Annotated in this window: 21 protein-coding genes; 15 read left to right on the forward strand and 6 right to left on the reverse strand. The window is 64.9% G+C overall.

Annotation, left to right across the window (positions count from 1 at the left end):
• From KHO23_RS22915 to KHO23_RS22980, 14 genes are read left to right on the forward strand one after another with little or no spacing between them, the layout of a single operon-like run.
• Window positions 1-252 carry an acyl carrier protein gene (locus tag KHO23_RS22915; RefSeq protein WP_211613515.1) on the forward strand — a complete coding sequence of 84 codons (252 nt, stop codon included), beginning with the start codon at window positions 1-3 and terminating at the stop codon, window positions 250-252.
• The gene (locus tag KHO23_RS22920) at window positions 252-914 is read left to right on the forward strand and encodes a COG4648 family protein (protein ID WP_211613516.1); all 663 of its coding nucleotides are present in this window, start codon (window positions 252-254) and stop codon (window positions 912-914) included. The genes KHO23_RS22915 and KHO23_RS22920 overlap by 1 nt, the downstream gene beginning before the upstream one ends.
• A complete protein-coding gene (locus KHO23_RS22925; RefSeq protein WP_211613517.1) occupies window positions 911-2632 on the forward strand; it encodes an AMP-binding protein in 1722 nt (573 codons plus the stop codon). Before KHO23_RS22920 ends, KHO23_RS22925 begins: the two co-directional genes overlap by 4 nt.
• Window positions 2632-4392: a glycosyltransferase family 2 protein gene (locus tag KHO23_RS22930; RefSeq protein ID WP_211613637.1), complete on the forward strand. Its 1761-nt coding sequence runs from the start codon at window positions 2632-2634 to the stop codon at window positions 4390-4392. The genes KHO23_RS22925 and KHO23_RS22930 overlap by 1 nt, the downstream gene beginning before the upstream one ends.
• On the forward strand, window positions 4379-5995 hold the full coding sequence (locus KHO23_RS22935) for an HAL/PAL/TAL family ammonia-lyase (RefSeq protein WP_211613518.1): 1617 nt from the start codon (window positions 4379-4381) through the stop codon (window positions 5993-5995). The genes KHO23_RS22930 and KHO23_RS22935 overlap by 14 nt, the downstream gene beginning before the upstream one ends.
• Entirely contained in the window at window positions 5992-6423 is a 432-nt protein-coding gene (locus KHO23_RS22940; protein ID WP_211613519.1) for an acyl-CoA thioesterase, read from the forward strand. The genes KHO23_RS22935 and KHO23_RS22940 overlap by 4 nt, the downstream gene beginning before the upstream one ends.
• On the forward strand, window positions 6411-7094 hold the full coding sequence (locus tag KHO23_RS22945) for an outer membrane lipoprotein carrier protein LolA (RefSeq protein WP_211613520.1): 684 nt from the start codon (window positions 6411-6413) through the stop codon (window positions 7092-7094). Before KHO23_RS22940 ends, KHO23_RS22945 begins: the two co-directional genes overlap by 13 nt.
• On the forward strand, window positions 7094-9667 hold the full coding sequence (locus KHO23_RS22950) for an MMPL family transporter (RefSeq protein ID WP_211613521.1): 2574 nt from the start codon (window positions 7094-7096) through the stop codon (window positions 9665-9667). Before KHO23_RS22945 ends, KHO23_RS22950 begins: the two co-directional genes overlap by 1 nt.
• Window positions 9664-10848 carry a beta-ketoacyl-[acyl-carrier-protein] synthase family protein gene (locus tag KHO23_RS22955; protein WP_211613522.1) on the forward strand — a complete coding sequence of 395 codons (1185 nt, stop codon included), beginning with the start codon at window positions 9664-9666 and terminating at the stop codon, window positions 10846-10848. Before KHO23_RS22950 ends, KHO23_RS22955 begins: the two co-directional genes overlap by 4 nt.
• A gap of 8 nt (window positions 10849-10856) precedes the next feature.
• Entirely contained in the window at window positions 10857-11342 is a 486-nt protein-coding gene (locus KHO23_RS22960) for a hotdog family protein (RefSeq protein WP_211613523.1), read from the forward strand.
• On the forward strand, window positions 11339-12064 hold the full coding sequence (locus KHO23_RS22965) for a 3-ketoacyl-ACP reductase FabG2 (protein WP_211613524.1): 726 nt from the start codon (window positions 11339-11341) through the stop codon (window positions 12062-12064). The genes KHO23_RS22960 and KHO23_RS22965 overlap by 4 nt, the downstream gene beginning before the upstream one ends.
• The gene (locus KHO23_RS22970; RefSeq protein ID WP_211613525.1) at window positions 12064-13290 is read left to right on the forward strand and encodes a beta-ketoacyl-ACP synthase; all 1227 of its coding nucleotides are present in this window, start codon (window positions 12064-12066) and stop codon (window positions 13288-13290) included. Before KHO23_RS22965 ends, KHO23_RS22970 begins: the two co-directional genes overlap by 1 nt.
• Window positions 13287-14516: a beta-ketoacyl-[acyl-carrier-protein] synthase family protein gene (locus tag KHO23_RS22975; RefSeq protein ID WP_211613526.1), complete on the forward strand. Its 1230-nt coding sequence runs from the start codon at window positions 13287-13289 to the stop codon at window positions 14514-14516. The genes KHO23_RS22970 and KHO23_RS22975 overlap by 4 nt, the downstream gene beginning before the upstream one ends.
• Window positions 14517-14551: 35 nt before the next feature.
• Window positions 14552-14974, forward strand: coding sequence for a signal peptidase (locus tag KHO23_RS22980; protein WP_211613527.1), 423 nt, complete (start codon window positions 14552-14554; stop codon window positions 14972-14974).
• Between the two features lie 84 nt (window positions 14975-15058).
• On the opposite strand, the gene KHO23_RS22985 is transcribed toward KHO23_RS22980, so the two are convergent.
• Window positions 15059-15787 carry a class I SAM-dependent methyltransferase gene (locus KHO23_RS22985; protein ID WP_211613528.1) on the reverse strand — a complete coding sequence of 243 codons (729 nt, stop codon included), beginning with the start codon at window positions 15785-15787 and terminating at the stop codon, window positions 15059-15061.
• 130 nt (window positions 15788-15917) lie between these two features.
• Here KHO23_RS22985 and KHO23_RS22990 point away from each other — a divergent pair, with 130 nt between their 5' ends.
• Window positions 15918-17147 (forward strand): NAD(P)/FAD-dependent oxidoreductase, encoded by a 1230-nt coding sequence (locus KHO23_RS22990; RefSeq protein ID WP_236066957.1) that lies wholly within the window; start codon window positions 15918-15920, stop codon window positions 17145-17147.
• A 103-nt stretch (window positions 17148-17250) separates the two neighbouring features.
• Here KHO23_RS22990 and guaD read toward each other — a convergent pair whose 3' ends face one another.
• The 5 genes from guaD to xdhA form a co-directional block, all read right to left on the reverse strand.
• Window positions 17251-18615, reverse strand: coding sequence for a guanine deaminase (gene guaD, locus KHO23_RS22995; protein WP_211613530.1), 1365 nt, complete (start codon window positions 18613-18615; stop codon window positions 17251-17253).
• Between the two features lie 105 nt (window positions 18616-18720).
• Window positions 18721-19770, reverse strand: coding sequence for an adenosine deaminase (locus tag KHO23_RS23000; RefSeq protein WP_211613531.1), 1050 nt, complete (start codon window positions 19768-19770; stop codon window positions 18721-18723).
• Between the two features lie 95 nt (window positions 19771-19865).
• The gene (gene xdhC, locus KHO23_RS23005) at window positions 19866-20879 is read right to left on the reverse strand and encodes a xanthine dehydrogenase accessory protein XdhC (protein WP_211613532.1); all 1014 of its coding nucleotides are present in this window, start codon (window positions 20877-20879) and stop codon (window positions 19866-19868) included.
• Window positions 20880-21011: 132 nt separating this feature from the next.
• Entirely contained in the window at window positions 21012-23459 is a 2448-nt protein-coding gene (gene xdhB / locus KHO23_RS23010; RefSeq protein WP_211613533.1) for a xanthine dehydrogenase molybdopterin binding subunit, read from the reverse strand.
• Window positions 23459-25006: a xanthine dehydrogenase small subunit gene (gene xdhA, locus KHO23_RS23015; RefSeq protein ID WP_211613534.1), complete on the reverse strand. Its 1548-nt coding sequence runs from the start codon at window positions 25004-25006 to the stop codon at window positions 23459-23461. Before xdhA ends, xdhB begins: the two co-directional genes overlap by 1 nt.
• Between the last annotated feature and the right edge of the window lie 172 nt (window positions 25007-25178).

Consider the following 25178-nt stretch of genomic DNA (forward strand, 5'->3'; position numbering starts at 1 on the left):
GTGTCCGAGGCAGAGATTCTTGAACGCATCCGCGCCATCTTTAAAGAGAACTTCGCGATTGAGCCGGAGCACGTGACACCCGAGGCGCACCTCTTTGAAGACCTCGACCTCGACAGCATCGACGCTGTCGACCTTGCGATCAAACTGCAGGAAATGACCGGCCGCCGCATCAAGCCGGAAGAATTCAAGTCGGTGCGCACGGTCGGCGATGTGATCGGTGCGGTCGAGTCCCTGCTGGCGGCACAAGGCTGATGCCATCCCTGCGCTCGCGAATGCAAGCGGCGGCGAGCCGGCCCGCCGGGGCATCGCCCGGCACTGAGCGCCACTGGGCCAAATCGGTGCTGCAGGTCCTGCTGAAACTCGCCTATCCCGCATTGATTCTGTGTGCCTGGCGCTGGGACACGCCGCGCTATGTCGGCTGCATGCTGTTTGCGATTCTGTGGCTGCAGCGCTGGGCCGGCAGCGGTCCGGTCGCGACCTCGCTGCGCCGGCTCTCCTCGATCGATTGGGCAGTCGTAGGCTTGCTGAGCTGCGCCTCGGCGGCAATCGTACTCACCAACAGCGAGCTGCTGTTGCGCCTCTATCCGTCGCTCGTCAATCTGGGCCTGTTGATCGCGTTCGGCGCGACGCTCGTGCGCGGGCCGTCGATGATCGAAAAGTTCGCGCGGCTGGGCAATCCGAACCTGTTGCCGGGCGCCGTGCGCCATACGCGGCGCGTGACCCAGGTGTGGTGCGGATTCTTCGCGCTGAACGGTGCGTTTTCTGCATATACGGCGCAGTACTGGAGCCGCTCAAGCTGGTCGCTCTATAACGGCGCCATTGCTTATGGCTTAATCGGCGTGTTGCTGGTGGCCGAGGTCGTCTGGCGTTATCTGGTCGTGCTGCCACGAGCCGCGCGTTCGGAGGCGGCATGATTGCGTTGCATGATCTGTTGTCGGCGAGCCATGAGGCCTCCGGCGCGAACGCGCCGGTATGCCGCGACGGCGCGACGGTGCTCGACCGCGCTGCGTTTCGCGCGCGCGTCTCGGCTCTGATCACGCTGATGCAAATGCAGGACGCGCAACGCTACGCGTTGTGCATCGACGATCCGTTCGATTTCGCCTGCGCGCTGTTTGCCTTATTCGCATGCGGCAAGGAGCCGGTGATCCCGGCAAATGCGACGCCCGGCTATCTCGCCGATCTCGCCGACGCGTACGACGCCGTGCTGACCGGCGCCGATCTGCCACATGGCGCGCAAGACGCAGGTGCCGACGCCGATGCCGATGCCACCTGCGGCGCGCGAGGCGCCTTCCATACGATCGACCCGCAAGCCCCGTTGACGCTCTACACCTCCGGCAGCAGCGGTACCCCCAAGCCGATTCGCAAGACGCTCGCGCAATTCAATGCCGAAGTGCACACGCTCGAAAAGCAGTGGGGCGCTCTGGTCGGCGATGCGACGATGCTCGCGAGCGTGCCGCATCATCACATTTACGGTTTGCTGTTTCGCGTGTTGTGGCCGCTTGCCGCGGGCCGCGCGTTCGACCGCGCGATCAGCATCGAACCTGTGCATTTGCAAGCGCAGATCGAGCAATGCGGCGCGACGGTGGTTGTCTCGACACCCGCGCAATTGTCGCGTTGGCCCGCATTGCCAGGCTTCTCCACGTTGACGCCGGCGCCGCGCGCGTTCTTTTCTTCAGGCGGCCCGCTCGCTCTCGAAGCCGCGCAGGAATACGCGACGGCCTACGGCGCCGCGCCGCTCGAAATCTACGGCAGTACGGAAACCGGCGGCATCGCTTGGCGTCGTCAGGACCAGACCGATGCCTGGCAACCGGTGGCCGGCGTCGAAGTACGCCGCGACGAAGAGGGGGCGCTAAACGTCCGCTCGCCGCATCTGGATCACGCCGCCTGGCATCGCACCGACGACAAAATCGAACTCGACGCTGACGGCCGTTTCCGCCTGCAAGGACGGCTCGATCGCGTGCTCAAGCTGGACGGCAAGCGTGTGTCGCTGCCGGAGCTCGAAGCGCGTCTCGCCCTGCATCCGTATGTCGCGCAAGCGTCGATCGTGCCGCTGGAAGGCGCTTCGCGCGAGCGCGTCGGCGCCGTGGTGGCGCTGACCGAAGCCGGTAGTGCGGCATTGCGCGATGAAGGCCGCGTACTGCTCGCGCAAACCCTGCGCCGTCATCTCGCCGCCTATTTCGATGCGGTGGTGCTGCCGCGTCATTGGCGGTTTCGTCTCACGTTGCCGTTCGACGCGCGCGGCAAACTGCCGGTGGCAGCGGTCGCGGCGGCTTTCGAGCCGCGCGCGGATGGTGTGGAAGTGCTGGCCGTTGCCCGCAGTGCCGACACCTTGCACTACGAACTGCGCGTGCCGCCGACGCTCGTGCATTTCGCTGGCCACTTCCCCGGCCTGCCGATTCTGCCCGGCGTCGTTCAACTGCACTGGGCCATGCATCTGGCCGCGGAGCACGTGCCCGCGGTGCGCGCGCTGGCATCGATTGACCGGCTCAAGTTCATGGCGCCGGTGCTGCCGGGCGCGGTGCTGAATCTGACGCTTGCTCACGACGCAGCGCGTGGACGCGTGCAGTTCACGTACCGGCTGAGCGGGCGTGAATGCGCGTCCGGCGTGATTGTGTATCGGGAGCCTGCATGATGAGGTTCGCTCCGTGCATTGTGATTCCGATTTACAACCACAAGGACGCGATCGGCGCGACCGTTGCGCACCTCGCGGTGCACGGCTTGCCGATCTTTGTTGTCGACGACGGCAGCGATGAGGCGACCCAGCAGGTGCTCGCCGCGCTCGCGCAACAGTACGCGGGGCAGCTCACGCTGCTGCGCTTGCCGGTCAATGGCGGCAAGGGCGCTGCTGTGATGGCGGGGCTGCGTGCCGCGCGCGCCGCATCCTACACCCATGCGCTGCAGATCGATGCCGACGGCCAGCACGACGCGACCGATGTGCCGCATTTCATCGAAGCGGCGCTTGCCGAACCGGGCGCAGTGATCCTCGGCCGCCCGGTATACGACGAGAGCGTGCCGAAATCGCGCCTGTACGGCCGCTATCTGACGCACGTGTGGGTGTGGATCGAAACGCTCTCGCTGACGATTCGCGATTCGATGTGCGGCTTTCGCCTCTATCCTCTCGCGCTTGCCTGCGAGTTGATCGATAGCGTGCAACTGCCGACGCGGATGGACTTCGATATCGAAATTCTCGTGCGTCTTCACTGGCGGCGCGCGGCGTTCCGCTCGATTCCAACGCGCGTGACGTACGCAACCGATGGCGTCTCGCATTTCGACGTGCTGTGGGACAACGTGCGCATCAGCCGCAGCCATACGCGCCTCGTGTTCGGCATGCTGTGGCGACTGCCGATGCTGCTCGCGCACAAAGCGATGCCACGCCGCGCGGCCATGGCAAGCGAGCCGGGTGAACCGGGCGAGCCCGGCAAGCAGGCCGAATCACGCGATCAGAGCCCGCAGGACTGGTGGCGAATCGCCGAACGTGGCAGCCATCTGGGCATGTCGCTGCTCGCGCTCAGTTGCAAGCTGTTCGGCCGTCGCTTCACCTCGCTGTGGCTGCACCCGATCGTCGCGTATTTTCTGCTGACGGGCCGGGCCGCGCGTGAGGCGTCGAGCAACTACTTCACGCGTCTTGGCGAGGCCGCGCCGAATGGCGATACGCCGCGCCCCGGCTGGCTGTCCGCCTATCGCCACATGCTGGCGTTCGCGCAATCGGGCTTCGACAAGCTCGCGGCGTGGTCCGGCCGTGTCAACAACGCCGACGTCAAATTCGAAGATCCATCGGCATTCGAAGCCCTGGTGGCGAGCGGCAAAGGTGCGCTCGTGATCGGCGCGCATCTCGGCAATCTGGAAATGACCCGCGCGCTCGCGGCGCAAGGCGCCTATGCGAAAGTCACCGCCGTGGTCTACACCGAACATGCGCGGCGCTTCAATAGCGTACTGGCGTCGGCGAATCGCGAGTTCGCGCGGCATCTGCTCGAAGTCAGCGACTTCGGTCCCGAGACAGCGATGATGATGCAGGAGCGCGTCGACGCGGGCGAACTGCTGGTGATCGTCGGCGACCGCGTGCCGGCACACGAAGCGGGCCGCACGACCGAAGCGCAATTTCTCGGCTCGACCGCCCCGTTCGCGCAAGGCCCTTACGTGCTCGCCCATGCGTTGGGCTGTCCTGTCTATCTGTTCTTCTGCCTGAAAGAGCACGACGGTTACAGTCTGTACTTCGAACCGTTTGCCGAGCGCATCGAGTTGCCGCGCCGCGAACGCGCGCAGCATCTGGCCGCGTGGGCGCAGCGTTACGCGGCGCGCCTCGAACACTTTTGCCGCAAGGCACCTTATCAATGGTTCAATTTTTTCGATTTCTGGGCCAGCCCCAAGCGAGGCACACATGGCCGAACATGATCTGATCGAGGCGCCGAATGGCAGCGCAAGCGAGAACACCCACGCGAACGCGGCGGCGGTGATGGCGGTAACAATCGGCGGGCGCAAGCTGACGATCGAAGAGGTCGTCGCAATCGCCCGGCATCGCGCGCCGGTTGCGTTGAGCGCCGATCCCGCGTGGCGCGCGCGTATCCAGCGCGGCGCGGATTTTCTGCGCCGGCATCTGGAGGCGGGCGCGACCGTGTATGGCGTCAACACCGGCTATGGCGATGCGTGCGTGGTCGACGTGCCGATGGAACTCGTCGAAGCCCTGCCATTGCAACTGACGCGTTACCACGGCTGCGGTATGGGCCAGTATCTCGACGACGCGCAAACGCTCGCGGTGATCGCCGCGCGGCTGAACTCGCTGGCCTACGGTTTTTCCGGCGTGCGGCCCGTGTTGCTCGAGCGTCTCGCCGATCTGATCAATCATCGCGTGTTGCCGCGCATTCCGTCGGAAGGGTCGGTGGGCGCAAGCGGCGATCTGACGCCGCTTTCGTATGTAGCCGCCGCGCTGGCAGGCGAACGCGATGTGATGTTCGACGGCTCGCTGCGCGACGTGCGCGAGGTCTGGACCGAACTGGGTCACGAGCCGTTGACGCTCGCGCCGAAAGAAGGCCTCGCGCTGATGAACGGCACCGCGGTGATGACAGGCCTCGCCTGTCTCGCGTTCGCGCGCGCCGATCATCTGACGCGCCTCGCCGCGCGTCTCACGGCGCTCTCCACCGTCGCGCTCGACGGCCGCGCCGCGCATTTTGACGCAACTCTGTTCGAAGTGAAGCCGCACGCAGGGCAGGCCGAAGCTGCGGCATGGATTCGCGACGATCTGACCGGGCGTGAGGATACGCCGGGGCATCGTCTGCAGGACCGCTATTCGATTCGCTGTGCGCCGCATGTGATCGGCGTCACGCGCGATGCCTTGTCGTGGGTGCGCCGCGATGTCGAAAACGAGCTGAACAGCGCGAACGACAACCCGTTGATCGACCCCGACAACGAGCGCGTCCTGCACGGCGGCAACTTTTACGGCGGCCATATTGCGTTCGCCATGGACTCGCTGAAGGTCGCGGTCGCCAATCTCGCCGATCTGATGGATCGGCAGCTCGCGCTGCTGGTCGACGTGAATTTCAACAACGGCTTGCCGCGTAACCTGTCGGGTGCGGCCCCCGCGCGTGCCGCGATCAATCATGGTTTCAAGGCCGTGCAGATTTCATCGTCCGCATGGACGGCCGAGGCGTTGAAGAACACGATGCCCGCGAGCGTTTTCTCGCGTTCCACCGAGGCGCACAATCAGGACAAGGTCAGCATGGGCACGATCGCCGCGCGCGACTGTCTGCGCGTGCTGGAGCTGACCGAGCAGGTCGCCGCCGCGCATACGCTCGCGACGGTGCAGGCCGCGCGTTTGCGCTTGAAGATCGACAGCGCCACACCGGTTCCTGCGCCGCTGCAAGCCTTCATCGATAGCGTGACGGCGCACTCGCCGTTCGTCGACGAAGACCGCGCGCTGGAAAGCGACTTGCGCGCCCTGACCGCGCGCATCGCTGCGTGCGATGTGTTGAGCGACTATTTCGGAGGCTCGCGCGCATGACCGGTTCCCCAAAAGTGCTGACAGCAAGCGCAACGGTCGAAGTGCCGTTTCACGACGTCGATGCGATGAACGTGTGCTGGCACGGGCACTACCTGAAGTACTTCGAGATCGGCCGCGCGGCGCTCCTGCGAATTTTCGACTACGACTACCGCGAGATGCAGGCCTCGGGTTACCTGTGGCCGATTGTCGAGGCGCATCTGAAGTATGTGCGTCCGGCCACCTACGGCCAGGCGATCGAAGTGCGCACCGAACTGCTCGAACACGAAAACCGCCTGAAAATAGGCTATGAAATCGTCGATTGCGCGACCGGTACGCGGCTGACGAAGGGTTACACGATCCAGGTCGCCGTCGACGCCGCGACGCAGGAATTGCAGTTCGTGTCGCCGCCGGTCGTATTCGAAAAGCTGGAGCGCGTATGGGGACGATGAACCTGCGCGGCATGGCAGCGGGCGCGTTGCTCGCGCTCGGCGCCCTAAGCGCATTGAGCCTGGCAGCGTGGCCGGCGGCGGCGTCCGCGGCAGAGGAAGCGCAGGCCGCCGGTAACCCCGCGCTGGTCTCGCAAATCGCCTCGCATCTCGCCCAAGCCAAGGGCGTTCGCGCGCAATTCACGCAGACGCAGACGCTCGCCGCGATGAAGCAGCCGCTCGTCAGCACCGGTTCGCTGCTGTTCTTCCGCGATCGTGGCGTGATCTGGCAGATCGACACGCCGCACAAAGCCACCTATGTGATCACCGACGCGGGCGTCGCCGAAGTCAACGCGAACGGCCAGCGCGTGACGGCTCGCAGTGCCCAGGGCACGCGCGGCGTCGCACAGGTTTCGAAGATGATGCGCGCAATGCTGGGCGGCGATCTGTCGGCGCTGTACTCGCAATTCGACGTGCAGGCCGAAGGCAGCGCCGCGCAGTGGCGCATGCACCTCACGCCGAACCAGCCGCAGATCGCGCAGTCGATCAAAGGCTTACAGATGAATGGCGGCGATTATCTGCAAAGCCTGCGCATCACGCTCGCGAACGGCGACGTTACGAAGCTCGACTTTGCGAAAAGCGCGGCGGTGACGGAACCGACGCCGGCCGAGCGCAGCTTGCTTGGAGCGCCGTAATGCAGGTGCTGCAACAGCGGTCCGCGAAACACGCGTGGGGCATGCGCGCCGCGTGGCTGTTGCTCGCGCTTGCCGCGGCGTTGTATTGCGGTTGGCGTTTCGCGGGACCATCGCCGCTGCAGACCAATCTGCTGGCGCTGTTGCCTGCCACCGAAGCGGATCCGGTTGCCGAAAAGGCGGTCGATACGCTGGCGGGCGCGCTCGGCGACCGCACTGTTTTTCTGGTCACCAGCAACGATGACGCGCACGCGAAAGCGGCAGCGAAGCAACTCGGCGCGTCATTGCAGAAGAGCGGGGCGTTCGGCTCGGTGACAGCGGAGTTGCCGCCGTTCGATCTGTCGCAGATCGCTGCGTTATACATGCCCTATCGCTTCGGTCTGCTGACGCCTGCCGACCGCGAAGCACTCGCAGGGAGCAATGCTTCAGCCGCGACCTCGCACGACGCCCCGAAGGAAGTCCCCTTGGGGGGCGCCCCGAAGGAAGTCCCCCTCCCCGCAGGAAGTCCCCTTGCGGGATTGAGGGACTCGCTCGCGCAGCGCATCTACAGCCCATTGCGCGGCGGCTTGAGCACGCCGCTCGCCGACGATCCGTTCGGCTGGCTCGAACACTGGCTCGGCGGTTTGCCGCTCGCGACGTCGAATCTCGAACTCGAAGACAACATGCTGGTGTCGCATCGCGGCGCGGCCACGAGCGTGTTGATTGTCGCCACGCTGCCGGGTTCGGCCTACGAATCGAAGACGCAGCACGCGGTGCTCGCCGCGCTCGCACAAGGTGAGAGTACGTTGAAGCAGGCGTTCCCCGACGTCTCGGTGGCGAGAGCCGGCGCGGTGTTTTACGCGGAATCGGCACGCAGCGCGTCGGAACACGAGGTGCACCTGATCGGCGTGGCGTCGCTGTGCGGGATTGCGCTCCTGATGATGTGGGTGTTCCGCTCGCCGCGGCTGTTGCTGCTCGGTTTCGTTTCGACGGCGTTAGGCATTGTCTGCGCGCTCGCGGTGACGATGCTGGTGTTCGGCCAATTGCATCTGTTGACGCTGGTGTTTGGCGCGAGCCTGATCGGCGAGGCGGTCGATTATTCGATCCAGTATTTCGTGGTCTATCTCGGCGCGGGGCGCGATTGGGATTCGCGCCGCGGTGCGCGCGCGGTACGTCCGGCCTTGACGGTGGCACTGGCCACCAGCCTGCTCGGCTACGCGATTCTCATGTGGGTGCCGTTCCCCGCGCTCAAGCAGATCGCCTGCTTCGCCATGGCGGGCATCGTTACGGCGTTTGCGTCCGTGCTGGGGTTGTTGCCCGCGCTGCTCACGCGCCCGCCAAAGCGCGGCCCGCAGCGCGTGTTCACCGGCGCGGCGCGGCTGCTGGCGCGCTGGCATCGCACGATCGGCGGCAAGTGCGCATGGCTCGTTGCGGCGCTGTTGCTGATCGTGGCGATTCCCGGCTGGTTGCGTCTGACCAGCGACGACGATATCCATTTGCTGATCCAGCGCGATCCTTCGCTGGTTGCGCAGGAAGACACGGTGCGCGCGGCGGTCGGCGTGGATAACAGCGCACAGTTCTTCGTGGTGCGTGGGGATACGCCGGAGATCGTGTTGCAACGCGCTGAAGCGCTGGGCGCGAAGCTGGACGGCTTGAACGGCACGGCGAACAAGGTCGGCAGCTATCAGTCGGTAGCGCAATTCGTGCCGTCCGCGAAACAGCAGAACGAAGATCGTGCATCGCTCGCGCAGCATGTGTTCAACGATCCCGCGGCATTGCGCGCCACGCTGTTGCAGGCAGGATTCAAAGACGAAGTCGCCGACGCCTGGCTCGCCGCCTATGCGAAACCGCAGCCGCCGCTCACGGTCGACACGTGGCTCGCCGCGCCGTGGTCGCAGCCGTACAGGCATCTGTGGCTGGGTGTTGTCGATTCGGCCACCAAAGCGTATGCCGCAGTCGTGATTCCACAAGGCGTGACGCCGCAGAACGAGCCCGCACTGATCGCCACCGCGCAGTCGCTGCCCGGCGTTGTATTCGTCGACAAGGCGGCGAGCGTGTCGAAACTGTTCGGCGCGTATCGGGTGGATAGCGGCTGGTGGCTCGGCGGGGCGCTCGCGCTCGTGCTCGTCCTGCTGATACTGCGGTACGCCCCAAAGAAGGTCCTCCCGGAGGGCGCCCCGCAGACAGTCTCCGGCCGCGAAGGAAGTCCCCTTGGGGGATTGGCGGACCGCGTGCGCGGTGGCATTGCCGTGACGCTTCCTGTGTTGCTCGCGGTCGGTGTCACGCTCGCCGTGTTCGGTTACGTTCAGGTGCCGCTCAATCTTTTCAACTGGCTCGCGCTAATGCTGGTGCTCGGCGTTGGCGCAAACTATGCGGTGTTTCTGCGCGAAGGCTGCTTGCGCGCGGACGCCGATCTCGGCGCGGTGTGGACCGGCGTGCTGCTTTCAGCGGCCACCACGCTGCTGTCGTTCGGCATGCTCGGCATGAGTGCGATGCCCGCGCTGAAGAGTTTCGGCGCCACGCTCGCGCTCGGCATTGCGGTATCGGTGCTGCTCGCGCCGATCGGCATGCCATCGGAATCAAGGAGGGTCGCATGAAGGCGCCATCGGTATATTTGCACGCGCTCGGCATGATCAATGCCCTCGGCAGCGACCTCGACGCAATCGTCCCGGCGCTTGCCGCCGCTCACGCTCCCGGTATGGCGAACGCGCATACGGGCATTGGCGAAGCGTTTGTCGGCAGCGTGCTCGCGCCGCTCGATCTGGCGCCGCCGGCCGCGCTCGCGCGTTACGACTGCCGCAATAACCGCCTGTTGCTGGCCGCGCTGGCGCAGATCGCGCCGGCGGTCGAAGCGGCGCGCGAGCGTTACGGCGCGCATCGGATCGGCGTGGTGCTCGGCACTAGCACGTCGGGCATCGAAGCGGCCGAAGCCGCGTTCGTCTACCAGGCGCAAGCGGGCGACCTGCCCGCCAACTTCAACTATCGGCAGATGGAAATCGGCACCGCCGCGCCGTTTGCCGCCGCCGCGCTCGGTGTGCAAGGCCCGGCGTTTACGATCTCGACCGCATGCACCTCGAGCGCGAAGGCTTTTGCGTCGGCACGCCGGCTGCTGCAATTGCGGCTATGCGATGCGGTGGTGGCGGGCGGCGTCGATTCGCTGTGCGAGCTGACGGTGCAGGGTTTTGCATCGCTCGAATCGACCAGCGGCGTGCGCACCAATCCGATGAGCCGCAATCGCTGCGGGATCAACGTCGGCGAAGGCGCGGCGGTGTTCCTGATGAGCCGCGACGAAGCGCCAGTGCGGCTCGCGGGCGTCGGCGAATCGAGCGATGCGCATCATATTTCTTCGCCTGACCCGCTAGGTGTGGGTGGGGAACTCGCACTGCGCGCGGCGCTGGCCGATGCGGGCGTCGCTTCGTCGGCGATCGGCTATGTGAATCTTCATGCCACCGCCACGCGCAAGAACGACGACATGGAAGCGAAGCTGATGGCGCGCGTCTTCCCCAACGGCGTGGCGACGAGCGGCACCAAGCCGCTGACGGGTCACCAGCTCGGCGCGGCGGGCGCAACCGAACTCGCCTTCGCGTGGCTGACGCTTGCGCGTGAGAACGTGCCGCTGCCGCGTCATCTGTGGGACGGCGACGCCGATCCCGCTTTGCCGGCGCTGGATCTGGTCGAAACCGAGCGCTTCCTGCCGCGCGGTGCCGGAACGCAATGCGTGATGAGCAATTCGTTTGCGTTCGGCGGCAGCAATGTCAGCCTGATCCTTGAACGGTGACGCGCGCGATGACCCAGACGCCCTCCATTCAGGATCTCGTCCTGCAACCGATCGAAGCGATCATCCCGCATCGCGGCACCATGCTGTTGATCGACGCTGTGAGCACCTTCAGCGAAGAGGCGCTCAGCGCGCGAGCAACGGTCCGTGCCGACGCCTGGTATGCCGACGCCGACGGCGCGATGCCGGCATGGATCGGTATCGAGTTGATGGCGCAGGCCATCGCCGCGCACGTCGCGCTGCTCGCCATGCGCGGTGGCGGTAAAACGCGTCCCGGTGTCCTGCTCGGCTCGCGCAGCTACAAAGCTTTGCAGGCGTCATTTGCCGGCGGAGCCGAGTTGCTGATCCACGCCACAGAATTACTGCGCAGCGAAGAAGGCCACGGCGCCTACGAATGCACGATCCACCACGGCGATGTATGTTGCGTCGAGGCGGTCATCAAGGTCTTTCAGCCGCCTGATTTTCAGTCATTCATCGAAGGGAGTTTCAGTTCATGAGCCGGCGTGTTCTCGTTACCGGCGCAAGCCGCGGCATTGGCCGTGCGATTGCGTACAAGTTGGCCGCCGACGGCTTCGCGGTGTCGGTGCATTGCCGCACGGGCCGCACTGAAGCCGAAGCTGTCGCAACGGGTATCGCCGCGCAAGGCGGCGCGGCGCGCGTGCTGCAATTCGACGTGCGTGAGCGCGCCGTGTGCCGTGAGGTGCTCGAAGCGGATGTCGCGGCGCACGGCCCGTACTACGGCATTGTGTGCAGCGCGGGCGTGACCCGCGACGGCGCGTTCCCCGCGCTGACCGAGGAAGACTGGGACATCGTGATCGAAACGGGTCTCGACTCGTTCTACAACGTCGTCCATCCACTAACCATGCCGATGGTGCGGGCGAAGAAAGGCGGGCGCATTGTCACGATCGCGTCGGTCTCCGGCGTGATGGGCAATCGCGGCCAGGTCAACTACAGTGCGGCGAAAGCCGGCCTGATCGGCGCGACCAAGGCGCTCGCCGTCGAACTGGCCACGCGCAATATCACCGTCAATTGCGTCGCGCCGGGTTTGATCGAAACCGGCATGCTCGATGAGATGCCGCTCGAACATGCATTGAAGACGGTGCCGATGAACCGCGTCGGCCAGCCCGCCGAAGTGGCGTCCGTGGTCAGCTTTCTGATGTCGGATGCGGCCTCGTACGTCACGCGCCAGGTGATCGGCGTCAACGGTGGGATGGTGTGATGAAGCGCGTCGTCATTACCGGCATGGGGGGCGTCACGGCGTTCGGCGATAGCTGGGACGTGATCGAAGCGCGCCTGAAGCGTGGCGTGAACGCAGTGCGCCGGATGCCAGAGTGGGATTACTTCGAGTCGCTGCATACGCGGCTCGCGTGTCCGTTGCCGGGCTTCACGCCGCCCGCGCATTATCCGCGCAAGAAAACCCGCTCGATGGGACCGGTGTCCATGTACTCGGTGCGCGCGAGCGAACTGGCGCTAGCCGACGCCGGCCTCGCCGAAGACGCCAGCATCAGGGACGGTCGCATGGGCGTTGCCTATGGTTCGTCGTCGGGCTCGGTACAGCCGATTCGCGCGTTCGGCACGATGCTCGAAACCGGCTCGATGAGCGACGTCACGTCGAACAGCTACGTACAGATGATGCCGCACACCACGGCGGTCAACGTTAGCCTGTTCTGGGATCTGAAGGGGCGGATCATCCCGACCTCGTGCGCGTGCGCGTCGGGCAGTCAGGCGATCGGCTACGCGTATGAAGCCATCCAGGCCGGCAAGCAGACGCTGATGCTCGCGGGCGGCGCGGAAGAAATTTCGGGCCCGGCAGTCGCCGTGTTCGACACGCTGTACGCGACCAGCACGCGCAACGACGAACCGCATCTCACGCCGCGTCCGTTCGATGCCGCGCGCGACGGCCTCGTGGTCGGCGAAGGCGCGGCGACGCTGGTGCTCGAAGAATATGAACACGCGGTGGCGCGCGGCGCGCGGATTCATGCAGAGATTGTCGGTTTCGGCTGCAATTCGGACGGCGCGCACATGACCCAGCCGACCGCCGAAACCATGGCGCTTGCCATGCAGCTCGCACTCAGGGATGCACAGCTGCCGCCGGAAGCGATCGCCTATGTGAACGCGCACGGCACGTCGACGGACCGCGGTGACATTGCTGAAAGCCATGCGACCGCGCAGACCTTCGGCGCACGCATGCCGATCAGTTCGCTCAAGAGCTATGTCGGCCATACGCTCGGCGCATGCGGTGCGCTGGAGGCGTGGTGGACCATCGAAATGATGAAGCGCAACTGGTATGCGCCGACCTTGAACCTGGAGAACGTCGATCCGGCCTGCGCGCCGCTCGATTACATCGTCGGCACGGGGCGTGAGATCGACGCTGAACATGTGATGAGCAACAACTTCGCGTTCGGCGGCATCAACACGTCGCTGATTTTCAGGCGCGTTCGATGAGCATGCCGCTGCAACGCGTCGTCGTCACCGGCATGGGGATCGTGTCGTGCCTCGGCAATACGCTCGACGACGTGTCCGCCGCGTTGCGCGCGGGCCGCTCGCGCATCGAGCGGATCGAAGCGTGGCGTGAGCGCGGTTTCGGCTCGCAGGTGGCGGGCGTCGCATCGGTCGCGCAGGAGCCGCCGTTCGAGCGCAAGTTCGAACGCTTCATGGGCGACACCGCGCGCTTTGCGTGCCACGCAGCGAAGAAAGCAATCGGCGATGCCGGGCTCGATCCCGCCGCGTTGCGCTCGCCGCTCGCCGGTGCGGTGATCGGTTCGGGCGTCGGCGCGCTGTCGAGTTACGACGCGGCCGTGTCGATCGGAAATACCCGCGGCGTCGACAAAGTGCCGCCGTACACGGTTCCGCATACGATGAGCAGCACCGCGTCGGCCAATGTCGCGCAGGTGTTCGGACTCGAAGGCGTGAGCTATTCGCCGTCGTCGGCGTGCACGACGTCGACGCTCGCGATCGGCCAGGCGATGCAGCTGATCCAGACGGGCCGCCAGCAGATTGTGCTGGCGGGCGGCAGCGAGTCGCTGCACGACAACGTGACGCTGATGTTCGACGCCATGGGTGCGTTGTCGCGCGGCTTTAACGACATGCCGCAGCACGCTTCGCGTCCCTACGATATGGCGCGCGACGGCTTCGTGATCGCTGCGGGCGGTGGCGTGCTGGTGCTCGAATCGCTCGATCACGCGTTGGCGCGCGGCGCCCGTATTTACGCCGAGCTGACCGGTTTCGGCGATTGCACGGACGCTGCCGGCATGGTTGCACCGCGTGCGGCCGGCATCGCGCGCGCGATGCGCGGTGCGCTGGCCGAAGCGGGCAAGGATCCGGACTACATCAACACACACGCACCGTCGACGCCGCTTGGCGATGTCGAGGAACTGCGGGCCTTGAGCGATGTATTCGGCAGTCAGGTCCCTGCGTTCTCGTCGACCAAGGGCATGACCGGGCATCCGCTTGGCGCATGCGGCGCGCACGAGGCGATCTACACGATGCTGATGATGCGCGACGGTTTCATCGCGGGGACGGCGGGCATCGAGACGCCGGATCCGGGCGTCGATGGCATGCCGCTCGTACGCACGACGCGCGACGCGCGCATTGGTACGGCGATGTCAATTTCATTCGGGTTCGGCGGCAGTTGCGCGAGCCTGATGTTTGAAGTGTGGCAGGGCGGTTAAAACGGCCGTCATCTAAAAAAACGAGGGTAATGAAAATGAAAAAACGTTTTGTGCTGGGTGCGCTGGCAGTCGTGGTGCTGACGCAGGCAGGATGTGCCACGGACGTGAAGTCGCTGCCGCTCGCGGCGGCGGGCGGCCAGTCGAGCGGCGGTGTGCCGGTCTATTTCGGCCAGCAGAACCACCCCGCGGTGACGGCCAATCTGGGCGACGTATCCTACTCAGTGCGGATTGCGCGCAAGGTGTTGAGTCCCGAAGACGCCTGCCACGAAGCGCTGGCCGAAGCCGTGCAGAAGCTGCGCACGGCGGCCCATGCACGCAACGCCAATGCCGTGATCGACGTATCGACGCGCTTTCATAGCACCGAGACCAACTCGTCGACCGACTTCACCTGCGGCGTGAGCCCGAGCGCTGCCGCGATCGCGGTGAAGGGCCAGTTGGTCGTGCTGGAAGCGAACTAAACCGGGTTGGAAATGGGCGAGGCTGCGAAAGTCAGCGCGCCTTGATGCTCGCTCAGGCGATGGCGCGCCATCGCCTGAGCAGATTCAATCCGCCTTGAGCGCCGCGACATTGACCAGCGTTTCACGCCGCTTGCCAGGCTGCGGACGGTACAGGCCGAGGCGTTCAAGCAGACCGAAGTCTGTTGCGCGACTCCACCAGAGATACGGCAGCGAGACGTTGCGATGACCGAAGCTGAAACCGCCGCGACGAATCATGTCGAGGTAGCCGTCGGCGCTTTTCTGCACATGCATGGGATGGCGGAACAGCAGCCGGATCACCCACGATTTGATGTACGCGTCGGTGGATTCGGCGAACAGCAGGATGCCGCCTGGTTTGAGCACGCGGCGGAATTCGGCGAGCGCGCGGTCCTGCTCGACGAGATGGTGGAAGGTTTGATGGCAGAACACGATGTCGGCGCCGGCATCGGGCAGCGGCAATTGCGCGCAGTCGCCGTGCAGCACGTCGATGTCGGCGAGCTTGCCGCGGCAAGCGTAGGCTGCATGGGCGGCAAGCGTCAGCGACGGTTCGTGAAAATCGACACCGACAATGCGGCGCGGCTTGAACGCGTCGGCGAGCAGGCGGAACGAAATGCCTTGCCCGCAGCCGACGTCGACGATAACCGGCGCGGTGGGCAACGGCGCGTCGATCAGCCGTTTGAGGTCGTTGATCGCGACCCGCAGAACATGATGTTCCCACGTATAGGTACGCAGGAACCAGATCCCGAAGGCCGTTTCCGGCACGAAAGGCACTCTGGATGTTTCGGATGGCGACACGCTGGGCTCTCCGGCGAAATATTGTTCTTGCTGCAACGCGTAATTGTAACGAGAAGTAAGAGTGCAGCGTAAAGCAGTTCCAGGCAAGCAAACGATTGAGGCAACTTTGAGTACACATTCGTCAAAGCGCATGACTGTCGATGTAGCGATCATCGGCGCGGGCCCGGCAGGCGCAGTCGCGGCGGCGCTCCTGCGCCGGGCAGGCCGCTCGGTGCTGGTGCTGGAGCGCCAGCATTTCCCGCGTTTCTCGATCGGGGAAAGTCTGCTGCCGCAAAGCATGGCCTACCTCGAAGAGGCGGGCATGCTGCAGGCGGTGGTCGAAGCCGGTTTCCAGTACAAGAACGGCGCGCATTTCGTTTATCGCGATCAGTCGTCGGCATTCGACTTTCGCGACAAGCATTCGACCGGGTGGGGCACCACGTACCAGGTCGAACGTGCGGTGTTCGACGATATTCTGATTCGCTGCGCGGCGGAGCAGGGCGCCGACGTGCGCTTCGGTCATACGGTCCGTGCGATGCATCCGGCCACGCAGGGCAACAAGCCGGTGCTCGACGTGATCGACGCAGCGGACAACGCGTATGAAGTCGAAGCGCATTTTGTGTTCGACGCAAGTGGCTTCGGCCGCGTGCTGCCGCGCTTGCTGAACCTCGAAGCACCCACGCGCATGCCGACTCGCGCCGCGATCTTCTCGCATGTGCGGGACAGTATTCCGGCCGGCGCGACCGACCGCAACAAGATCTGCGTGGCGACGCACCCGGAGCGCCGCGACGTGTGGTTCTGGATGATTCCGCTGGCGGGCGGCCGTTCCTCGGTGGGTTGCGTTGCCGAGGCCAGTTTTCTCGATGCGCCGGACGCTGAGCGTGAGGCGAAACTGCGCGCATTGATCCAGCAGGAGCCGACACTCTGCCGCTTGATAGGCGAGGCGCCGTTCCTGATGCCGGTGCGTCATATCGGCGGCTACGCGGCGAATGTCGAGCGTTTGCACGGACCGGGCTATGCCTTGCTCGGCAATGCAGGCGAATTTCTCGATCCGGTGTTCTCGTCCGGTGTGACGATCGCACTGCGTTCCGCGCATCTCGCGGTGCAGACGTTGAACCGGCAGCTGGATGGGGAGCAGGTCGACTGGTCCGCCGCTTACGACGTGCCGTTGCGCAAGGGGATCGATACGTTCCGCGCCTTCGTCGAGCGCTGGTACACGGGCGAGTTGCAGGACATCATTTTCTATCCGGACCAGACGCCCTCGATCCGTCGCATGATCAGCGCGGTGCTGGCGGGTTACGCGTGGGATGAAACGAATCCCTATGTCGCCGATCCGGTGCGCCGTCTGAATGCGTTGCACGACGTGTGCAGCCGCCCGTGATCGGGCCGCACGGCACGAGCAAATGAAAACGGCGCTTCCTTCAGGAAGCGCCGTTTTTTATTCGACCGTCTGAATCAGCGCGGTCCTCAGCTCAGCAATCAAGTCAGGCCGCGATTTTCGCCGTACGCGGCGCATGCTGACGCACGTCGTCGCGACGATGCACGCGCTTGCCCGCCGCATACGTTTCGTAGATCGCGCGGTCGTCACCGAGCAGCGCGAACGCGAACAGCAGTTCTTCGAGCGATTCGGTGCGTGCGGTACGGCGCGCAAGCAGCGGCGTGGCTTGCGGATCGAGCACGACGAAGTCGGCTTCCGACTTCGGCTTCAACGTGCCGACCTTGTCCGCCAGATCGAGCGCTTGCGCCGCACCCGCGGTGGCCAGATAGAACATGCGCGTGGCCGTCAGATGATGGCCGGTCAGACGCGCGACCTTGTGCGCTTCGTTCATGGTTTGCAGCATCGAGAACGAGGTGCCGCCGCCGACGTCCGTTGCCAGCGCGATCGGCATGCCCGCTTCGTCAGCCTTGTCGAAGTCGAACAGACCGCTGCCGAGGAACAGGTTCGAGGTTGGGCAGTGCGACGCGACCGTGCCGGTTTGCGCCATGCGCTTGCGGTCCTCCTCGTCGAGGTGGATGCAATGGCCGTACACCGCGCGGCGGCGCAGCAGGCCGTAGTGATCGTAAATGTCCAGATAGCTGCGGTGTCCCGGGAACAGATCGGCGACCCACTTCACCTCGTCGGTGTTTTCGGCAACGTGGCTCTGGATGAAAATGTCCGGATGCTTGCCCGCCAGCACGCCGCACGCTTCGAGTTGCGCTTCGGTCGAGGTCGGCGCGAAACGCGGCGTGAGTGCGTACATCTGGCGGCCACGGTTGTGCCAGCGTCCGATCAGTTCGGCGCTGTCGTCATAGCCAGATTGCGCGGTGTCGCGCAGGAACTCGGGGCAGTTGCGGTCCATCAGCACCTTGCCGGCCACCATGCGCAGATTGCGCGCTTCGCTCTCGGTGAAGAGGGCGTCGGCCGATTCCTTGTGGACCGTGCAATACACGAGCGCGGTGGTCGTGCCGCACGCCAGCAGTTCCTCGACGAAAAAGCTCGCCGTGTCGCGCGCATAGGCCGGATCGGTGAAGCGGCGCTCGGTCGGGAACGTGTACGTGTCGAGCCACGGCAAGAGCCCTGGCGCCGGCGACGCGATCATGTCGGTCTGCGGATAGTGGATGTGCGTATCGATGAAACCCGGCACGATCAGCTTGTCGCGCATCTCCTGCACATGGGTGCCCGGCGCGAGTTGCGACGCGAGCGCGGCATACGCGCCGGCTGCGACGACATGGCCTTCTTCGACGATCAGCAAGCCGTCCTCGTTGAAGACCGCCGCGTTGGGCGACTGCGCGGGATCGCCGTTGAAGGTCAGCAGTTGCGCGCGGAATGCTGATTGGGCGGGTTTGGCTGATTGTGCCGATTGAGTCATGAAAAACCGTCTCCGTATTTGTGAGGAGCTAAGCAGCACGGACGACGGTTTCATTCTGGCTCTGAAACGAACCCGTGCCGCCGCCGGCTGCTATTCATTGGCCCGTCAGTGCGGGCCGCCTGGGTGCCAGTGCGCGTCGAGCTTCGCGATCAGTTCGCTGCGTTGCTCGGGCGTGACAAACGACGCTTCGAAGCTGTTGCGGATGATCGTGTAGACCTCGGCATCGTTGAGCTTCAACGCGTCGATGGTGGCGAAATAGTTGGCGTTCACGTAGCCGCCGAAATAGGCAGGATCGTCGGAATTCACCGTGACGGCGACGCCGCGATCGAGCAGATCCTTTAGCGTGTGCTTGGTCATGTCGTCGAACACGCAGAGCTTGAGGTTCGACAGGGGGCACACGGTCAGCGCGACGCGCGTGTCGGCGAGGCGCGTGACGAGTGCCGGATCTTCAATGCTGCGCACACCATGGTCGACGCGATCCACTTTCAGCAGATCGAGCGCTTCGTAGATATACGACGGCGGACCTTCTTCGCCCGCATGCGCGACCAGCTTCAGACCGAGCGCGCGTGCTTGAGCGAAGACGCGTTCGAACTTCGACGGCGGATGGCCGCGCTCGGACGAATCGAGACCCACGCCGATCAGGCGATGCTTGTATTGCTCGAACAGCGGTAGCGCTTCTTCGAAGGTGGCGAGTGCATCCTCTTCCGATAGATGGCGCAGGAAACACAGAATCAGCTTGCTCGTCATGCCGCGCTTTTCCGCATCGGCAAGCGCGCGGTCAATGCCGGCCACCACGGTTGCGATCGGCACGCCACGTTCGGTGTGCGTCTGCGGATCGAAGAAAATTTCGCTGTGGATCACGTTGTCGGCGAGGCAGCGTTCGACATACGCCATGGTCATGTCGTAGAAGTCCTGCTCGTGCAGCAGCACGCTCGCGCCGGCGTAATAGATGTCGAGGAACGATTGCAGATCGGTGAACGCGTACGCGGCGCGCAAGGCTTCGATCGAGTCGTACGCAAGCTTCACGCCGTTGCGTTCGGCGAGCGCGAAGATCAGCTCGGGTTCAAGCGAACCTTCAATATGGATGTGCAGCTCGGCCTTTGGCGCGCGAGCGGTTTTCTCGATGAGCGTAGAGGTAGCGGTTGTTGTATTCATGGTCGGTCAGGAGTTCGTTGGAGTCGGTTCGCGCCGGATGCGGGATGCAGGACAGGGTGCAATCGCTTGGGGCGGCAGGTCGATTGTGCGGCAAATCAGACCGTCTGCACCGCATGCGCGCCCGCATTCGCCTCCACCGCCTGCAATACCTGGGCGGCCGCCGAGATCGCGATGATCTCCGGCGACTTGTCGACGATGCCGTCGACGCCGAGCGGGCACTTCATCCGCGCAATCTGCGACGGATCGATGCCGCGCGCGGCCAGCCGATGTTCGAACTGCTTGCGCTTGGTGTGCGAGCCGATCATGCCGAAGAACGCGAAATCGCCGCGCCGCAGAATCCGCTCGGCCAACTCGAGGTCGAGCGCATGGTTGTGCGTCATCACGATGAAGTACGTGTGCGGCGCGGCCTGGTCGATGGCTTCGTCGGGTGCGTCGTTCGGATCGATCTTCACGTTCGGCGCATGCAGCGTTTCTGCGGGCGGAAACTGCGCGTCGCGCTCGTCGACCCAGCGCACGGTGCAAGGCAGCGTGGCCAGCACGCGAACCAGCGCCGCGCCCACGTGACCGGCGCCGAACAGGACGACCCGGAAGTCGCCTGGCGCGATGGTTTCGGTGAGCAGCGCGCCGCTGTCGTCGAAACCGGCGCCGTCCCACAGCAGGCAGTCGGCGGCATCCACGCCCGGCTCGGGGTCGGACAGCATCACCGCATCCGGTGCGGGGCCGAATGATACGCTACGCACCGTCGACTGGCCCGCGGCCACGCGTTTCGCGAGCGACGTGATCCAGCCGAGGTCGCCGATGTCGAGGCGCTCGAAGGCGACAATGACGGCGCCGCCACAGCATTGGCCAAGACTGGGACCCAGCGCGAAGCGTTCGAGGCGGCGCATATGCGGTGAGCGCATGCCGTCGCGGAGCACCTGGCGCGCGGTCTCGATGGCCTTCCATTCGAGATGTCCGCCGCCGATCGTGTGCTTGGCCGAATCGCGCGTGACGATCATCTTGGTGCCGGCTTCGCGGGGCGCCGAACCTTCGACGCGTGCGACCGTCACCAGCACGGCGGCGTCGCCGTGCGCGAGCAGTTGTTGCAGGTCAGGTAGCCAGGCTTGCATCCGGCGATTCTCCATACGTGGCCGCGCGGGGTGTCCGTGCGGCCGGTTGAGCGTGGCGGGACGCGTTCGTGTCGCGTCGGGCCTTGGCTTGAATGGCTTAACGTTGCTTAAATTGCGTCAAGTTGCTAGTTGCTAATCCGGCGCAGTTGCGGTTGTGGCCGTCACTGTCGCGTCCGTTGCTTGTTCCACCGATTGTCCTGTCGCGGGTTGCGTCGTCGTCCCAAGCGGTTGCAACGCGTCCAGCGCATCGAGAATCGCTTCGGGCGTCGCGGGCGCGCGCAACGGTGGCGCGTTTTCCGCGTCCGGCACCGCAGCCGCGATCGCGTCACGAATCGCCAGGAACACCGAAAACGGCAGCAGCAGAGGCGGCTCGCCTACGGCCTTTGAATGAAACACGGTCGGCTCGGCGTTCTGATTCTGATAAAGCTGCACGTTGAACGCCGCGGGCGTATCGCTGACGGCGGGAATCTTGTACGTCGACGGCGCGTGCGTCATCAGGCGGCCATCGCGGTTCCACCACAATTCTTCCGTGGTGAGCCAGCCCATGCCTTGAATGAAACCGCCTTCCACCTGGCCGATATCGATGGCCGGATTGATCGATTGACCGGCATCGTGCAACACGTCCGCGCGCACCAGTTTCCATTCGCCGGTCAGCGTGTCGATCACCACTTCCGACACCGCCGCGCCGTACGCAAAGTAATAAAACGGGTGACCGGTCAGCGTTTTCGCATCCCAGTGCACTTTCGGCGTCGTATAGAACCCGTCCGACCACAACTGCACGCGCGCCAGATACGCTGCGGCGACCAGTTGCTCGAACGGCATCGCACCGCCGTTCACCGACACTTCACTATTGGCAAATTCCACCGCGTCGGCGGCACCGCCGAGTTGCTTCGCCGCGAGGTTGGCGAGCCGGTGGCGAATGGTCCGCGCAGCGGCTTCGGCGGCTTTGCCGTTCAGGTCGCTGCCGGTGGAGGCGGCGGTCGCTGAGGTGTTGGCGATCTTCGAGGTATCGGTTGCTGTCACACGCACGCGCGAAAGCGGCAAGCCGAGCTGATTCGCGACAACCTGCGCGACCTTCGTATTGAGCCCCTGGCCCATTTCGGTGCCGCCGTGATTGACGAGCACCGAACCGTCCTTGTACACGTGGACGAGGGCGCCGGCCTGATTCAGAAACGGCACGTTGAACGAGATGCCGAACTTCACCGGCGAGAACGCGAGGCCGCGTTTGAGCACCGGGCTTTGTGCATTGAACGCGGCGATCGCTTCGCGGCGGGCGCGGTAGTCGCTGGTTTCGAGCAACGCGTCGGTCAGCGGCGCGATGATGTTGTCTTCGACGCGTTGTCCGTACGGCGTCGTGTCGCGTTCGCCGATACCGTAGTAGTTGGCGAGGCGCACATCGAGCGGGTCGCAGTGCAATTGACGCGCGATGCTGTCGAGCATCACTTCCATCACCAGCGCGCCTTGCGGGCCGCCGAAGCCGCGAAACGCGGTGTTCGACTGCGTATTCGTCTTGCAGCACAGCGCGACGATGTCGACGTCGGACAGGTAGTACGCGTTGTCGAAGTGACAGACGGCGCGTGTCGCGACCGCGCCTGAAAGATCGGCGGAATAGCCTGCTCTCAACGCAATTTCAACCCGCGCGCCGAGAATGCGGCCGCTATCGTCAAAGCCCGCTTCATACTCGTACACCGCGTCGTGGCGCTTGCCGGTAATCATGAAATCGTCGTCACGATCGGGGCGCAGTTTGACCGGGCGGTGCAGCAGCTTCGCCGCCAACGATGCCACGCACGCGAACACCGCCGATTGCGATTCTTTGCCGCCGAAGCCGCCGCCCATCCGCCGGCATTCGCACACGACGTTGTGCGCCGGCCAGCCGAGCATATGCGCGACGACCTGCTGCATTTCGCTCGGATGCTGCGTCGAACTGTAGACGAGCATGCCGTCCATTTCCTTCGGCACGGCGTACGCGATCTGACCTTCGAGATAAAACTGTTCCTGGCCGCCGACTTCGAACGTGCCGCGGATCTTATGCGGCGCGGCGGCGATTTTCGCGTCGGGTTCGCCGCGCTTCAGATGCAGCGGCGGCAGGACGTACTGCTTGTTGACTTTCGCTTCGGCGGGCGTGAGAACGACTTCGAGCGGTTCATATCGCACGACGTCATCGCTTTTAGCGAGCGCGGCGGCGCGGCGCGCGAGCTCATGCGTTTCGGCGATCACCGCGAACACCGGTTGGCCGAGATACAGCACTTCGTCGACGGCGAGAATCGGATCGTCGTGCAGCACGGGCCCGCAATTGTTCTCGCCGGGGATGTCTTCTGCGGTCAGCACGGCGATGACGCCGGGGGCTTTTCTGACGGCGTCCAGATCGAGCGACACGATCCGTGCGTGCGCATGCCGGGAGAGTCCAAGCGCCGCGTGCAGCGTGCCTTGCAATTCAGGGACGTCGTCGGTGTAGGTGGCTTCGCCGCTCACATGCAGCGTGGCGGATTCGTGCGGCAACGACACGCCGATCGCCGTCTCGCTTTCCTGAGCCGCCGCGTGCCTTGCAGCATGTTCGACGAAAGCATCGGTCCGGTTCATCACGACGACTCCTTCGCGACGGCAGCGTCCGGCACGCTGGATTCGAACGCGAACGCATTCACGTCGAAGAGGGCGAGCGGCGCGTCATCGCGCGTTTCGAGGTGGAAGCGCCACAGCAGGTTGCGCGCCACCTTCAGTCGATAGGCGCTCGAGGCGCGCATGTCGGTGAGCGGCTGGTAGTCGGTGACGAGTGCGTTCATCGCTTGCCGCGCGGTGCTTTCGTTCCATGTTGCGCCATTCAGCGCGGCCTCGGTTTGCGCGGCGCGTTTAGGCGTCGCGGCCATGCCGCCGAATGCGATGCGGGCGTCCGTGATCGTGCCGTTTTCGCCGATGTGCAGCGCGAACGCGGCGCACACCGCGGAGATATCCTGATCGTAGCGCTTCGATACCTTGTAGGTGCGGAAGCGCAGATCGCGAGCCGGACGCGGAACCCGCAGCGCCGCGACGAACTCACCGGCCGCGAGCGCGGTTTTCTGATAGCCGAGGTAGAACGCGTCGAGCGTCAGCGTGCGGGTTTTGGCGCCGTGGCGCAGCACAACCTCGGCACCGAGCGCGAGCAGCGCCGGCATCGAATCGCCGATTGGCGAACCGTTCGCGACGTTGCCGCCGAGGGTGCCGGCGTTGCGGATCGGCAGCGACGCGAAACGCGTCCACAGCTCGGCGAGTTCGGGGTAATCGGCGGCGAGTGCCGCGTAGGCGTCTTCGAGCGTGACGGCGGCGCCGATCGTGAGCGTCTGCGCGTCGCGCTCGATCGTCTTCAATTCGGCGACGTTGCCGATATACAGAATGTCGCCGAGATCGCGGAACTGCTTGGTGACCCACAGGCCGACATCGGTGCTGCCGGCCAGCAGGCGTGCGTGCGGATGGTCGGCGCGCAGTCTGGCGAACGCATCGAGCGTGACCGGGGCGTAGAAGGTGGGCGAGCCGAACGCGGCGCCGCGCGTGTCGGGCGCGCTGTATTCGAAGGTGTCGCGGCGCTGGATTTCGCGCAACGTGTCGGCGACCGCCTTGCGGTCTAGCGTCACGCGCGGGTATTGCGGGTAGTCGAACATCTTCTGCGACGCGTCGACAATCGGCCGGTAGCCGGTGCAGCGGCATAAATTGCCGGACAACGCGGCGTTGATTTCATCGCGGGTGGGGAGGCCCGCTACGGCCGGCTGGTTTTCGTACAGTGCCCACATCGACATGACGAAGCCGGGCGTGCAGAAGCCGCACTGCGAGCCGTGGCAATCGACCATGGCCTGTTGTACGGGGTGCAGGGCGCCGTCGGCGGCGCGCAGGTCTTCGACGGTGAAGAGGGCTTTGCCGTCCAGCGTCGGCAGGAACTGAATGCAGGCGTTGACCGCTTTCAGCGCGACGCCGCCTTGGGCATCCAGTTCGCCGATGACAACCGTGCAGGCGCCGCAGTCACCTTCCGCGCAGCCTTCCTTGGTGCCCGTGCAATGCAAATCCTCGCGCAGGTGCTGAAGCACGGTGCGCGACGCCGGGACGCCCGCGACCTCACGGACGGACCCCTGGTGATAAAAGCGGATGGTTTGCGTTGTCATGGCGAATCCGAAAGACAGTGCGGACCGGGCGCGCGTTACGCATGGGGTCGCGCCAAAGCCGGCCTCGCGCACGTAGATCGCCATCCAGTTCCGAAGATAGCACTACCTTGTCCCGAAAAGATTTCCCAACTCGCATGAAGCTTATTCGGAAGCGGTCATGTGATAAGTACGA

The sequence above is a fragment of the Paraburkholderia haematera genome, assembly GCF_905220975.1.
Taxonomy (GTDB): Bacteria; Pseudomonadota; Gammaproteobacteria; order Burkholderiales; family Burkholderiaceae; genus Paraburkholderia; species Paraburkholderia haematera.

Bases quoted from the DNA above. Each gene is read 5' to 3' on its own strand.
- KHO23_RS22965 (WP_211613524.1), top strand. From the start codon at position 11,339: ATGAGCCGGCGTGTTCTCGTTACCGGCGCAAGCCGCGGCATTGGCCGT.
- KHO23_RS22950 (WP_211613521.1), top strand. From the start codon at position 7,094: ATGCAGGTGCTGCAACAGCGGTCCGCGAAACACGCGTGGGGCATGCGC.
- KHO23_RS22920 (WP_211613516.1), top strand. From the start codon at position 252: ATGCCATCCCTGCGCTCGCGAATGCAAGCGGCGGCGAGCCGGCCCGCC.
- xdhA (WP_211613534.1), bottom strand. From the start codon at position 25,006: ATGACAACGCAAACCATCCGCTTTTATCACCAGGGGTCCGTCCGTGAG.
- KHO23_RS22925 (WP_211613517.1), top strand. From the start codon at position 911: ATGATTGCGTTGCATGATCTGTTGTCGGCGAGCCATGAGGCCTCCGGC.
- KHO23_RS22935 (WP_211613518.1), top strand. From the start codon at position 4,379: ATGGCCGAACATGATCTGATCGAGGCGCCGAATGGCAGCGCAAGCGAG.
- xdhB (WP_211613533.1), bottom strand. From the start codon at position 23,459: ATGAACCGGACCGATGCTTTCGTCGAACATGCTGCAAGGCACGCGGCG.
- KHO23_RS22960 (WP_211613523.1), top strand. From the start codon at position 10,857: ATGACCCAGACGCCCTCCATTCAGGATCTCGTCCTGCAACCGATCGAA.
- xdhC (WP_211613532.1), bottom strand. From the start codon at position 20,879: ATGCAAGCCTGGCTACCTGACCTGCAACAACTGCTCGCGCACGGCGAC.
- KHO23_RS23000 (WP_211613531.1), bottom strand. From the start codon at position 19,770: ATGAATACAACAACCGCTACCTCTACGCTCATCGAGAAAACCGCTCGC.
- KHO23_RS22940 (WP_211613519.1), top strand. From the start codon at position 5,992: ATGACCGGTTCCCCAAAAGTGCTGACAGCAAGCGCAACGGTCGAAGTG.
- KHO23_RS22945 (WP_211613520.1), top strand. From the start codon at position 6,411: ATGGGGACGATGAACCTGCGCGGCATGGCAGCGGGCGCGTTGCTCGCG.
- KHO23_RS22975 (WP_211613526.1), top strand. From the start codon at position 13,287: ATGAGCATGCCGCTGCAACGCGTCGTCGTCACCGGCATGGGGATCGTG.
- guaD (WP_211613530.1), bottom strand. From the start codon at position 18,615: ATGACTCAATCGGCACAATCAGCCAAACCCGCCCAATCAGCATTCCGC.
- KHO23_RS22990 (WP_236066957.1), top strand. From the start codon at position 15,918: ATGACTGTCGATGTAGCGATCATCGGCGCGGGCCCGGCAGGCGCAGTC.
- KHO23_RS22955 (WP_211613522.1), top strand. From the start codon at position 9,664: ATGAAGGCGCCATCGGTATATTTGCACGCGCTCGGCATGATCAATGCC.
- KHO23_RS22930 (WP_211613637.1), top strand. From the start codon at position 2,632: ATGAGGTTCGCTCCGTGCATTGTGATTCCGATTTACAACCACAAGGAC.
- KHO23_RS22980 (WP_211613527.1), top strand. From the start codon at position 14,552: ATGAAAAAACGTTTTGTGCTGGGTGCGCTGGCAGTCGTGGTGCTGACG.
- KHO23_RS22970 (WP_211613525.1), top strand. From the start codon at position 12,064: ATGAAGCGCGTCGTCATTACCGGCATGGGGGGCGTCACGGCGTTCGGC.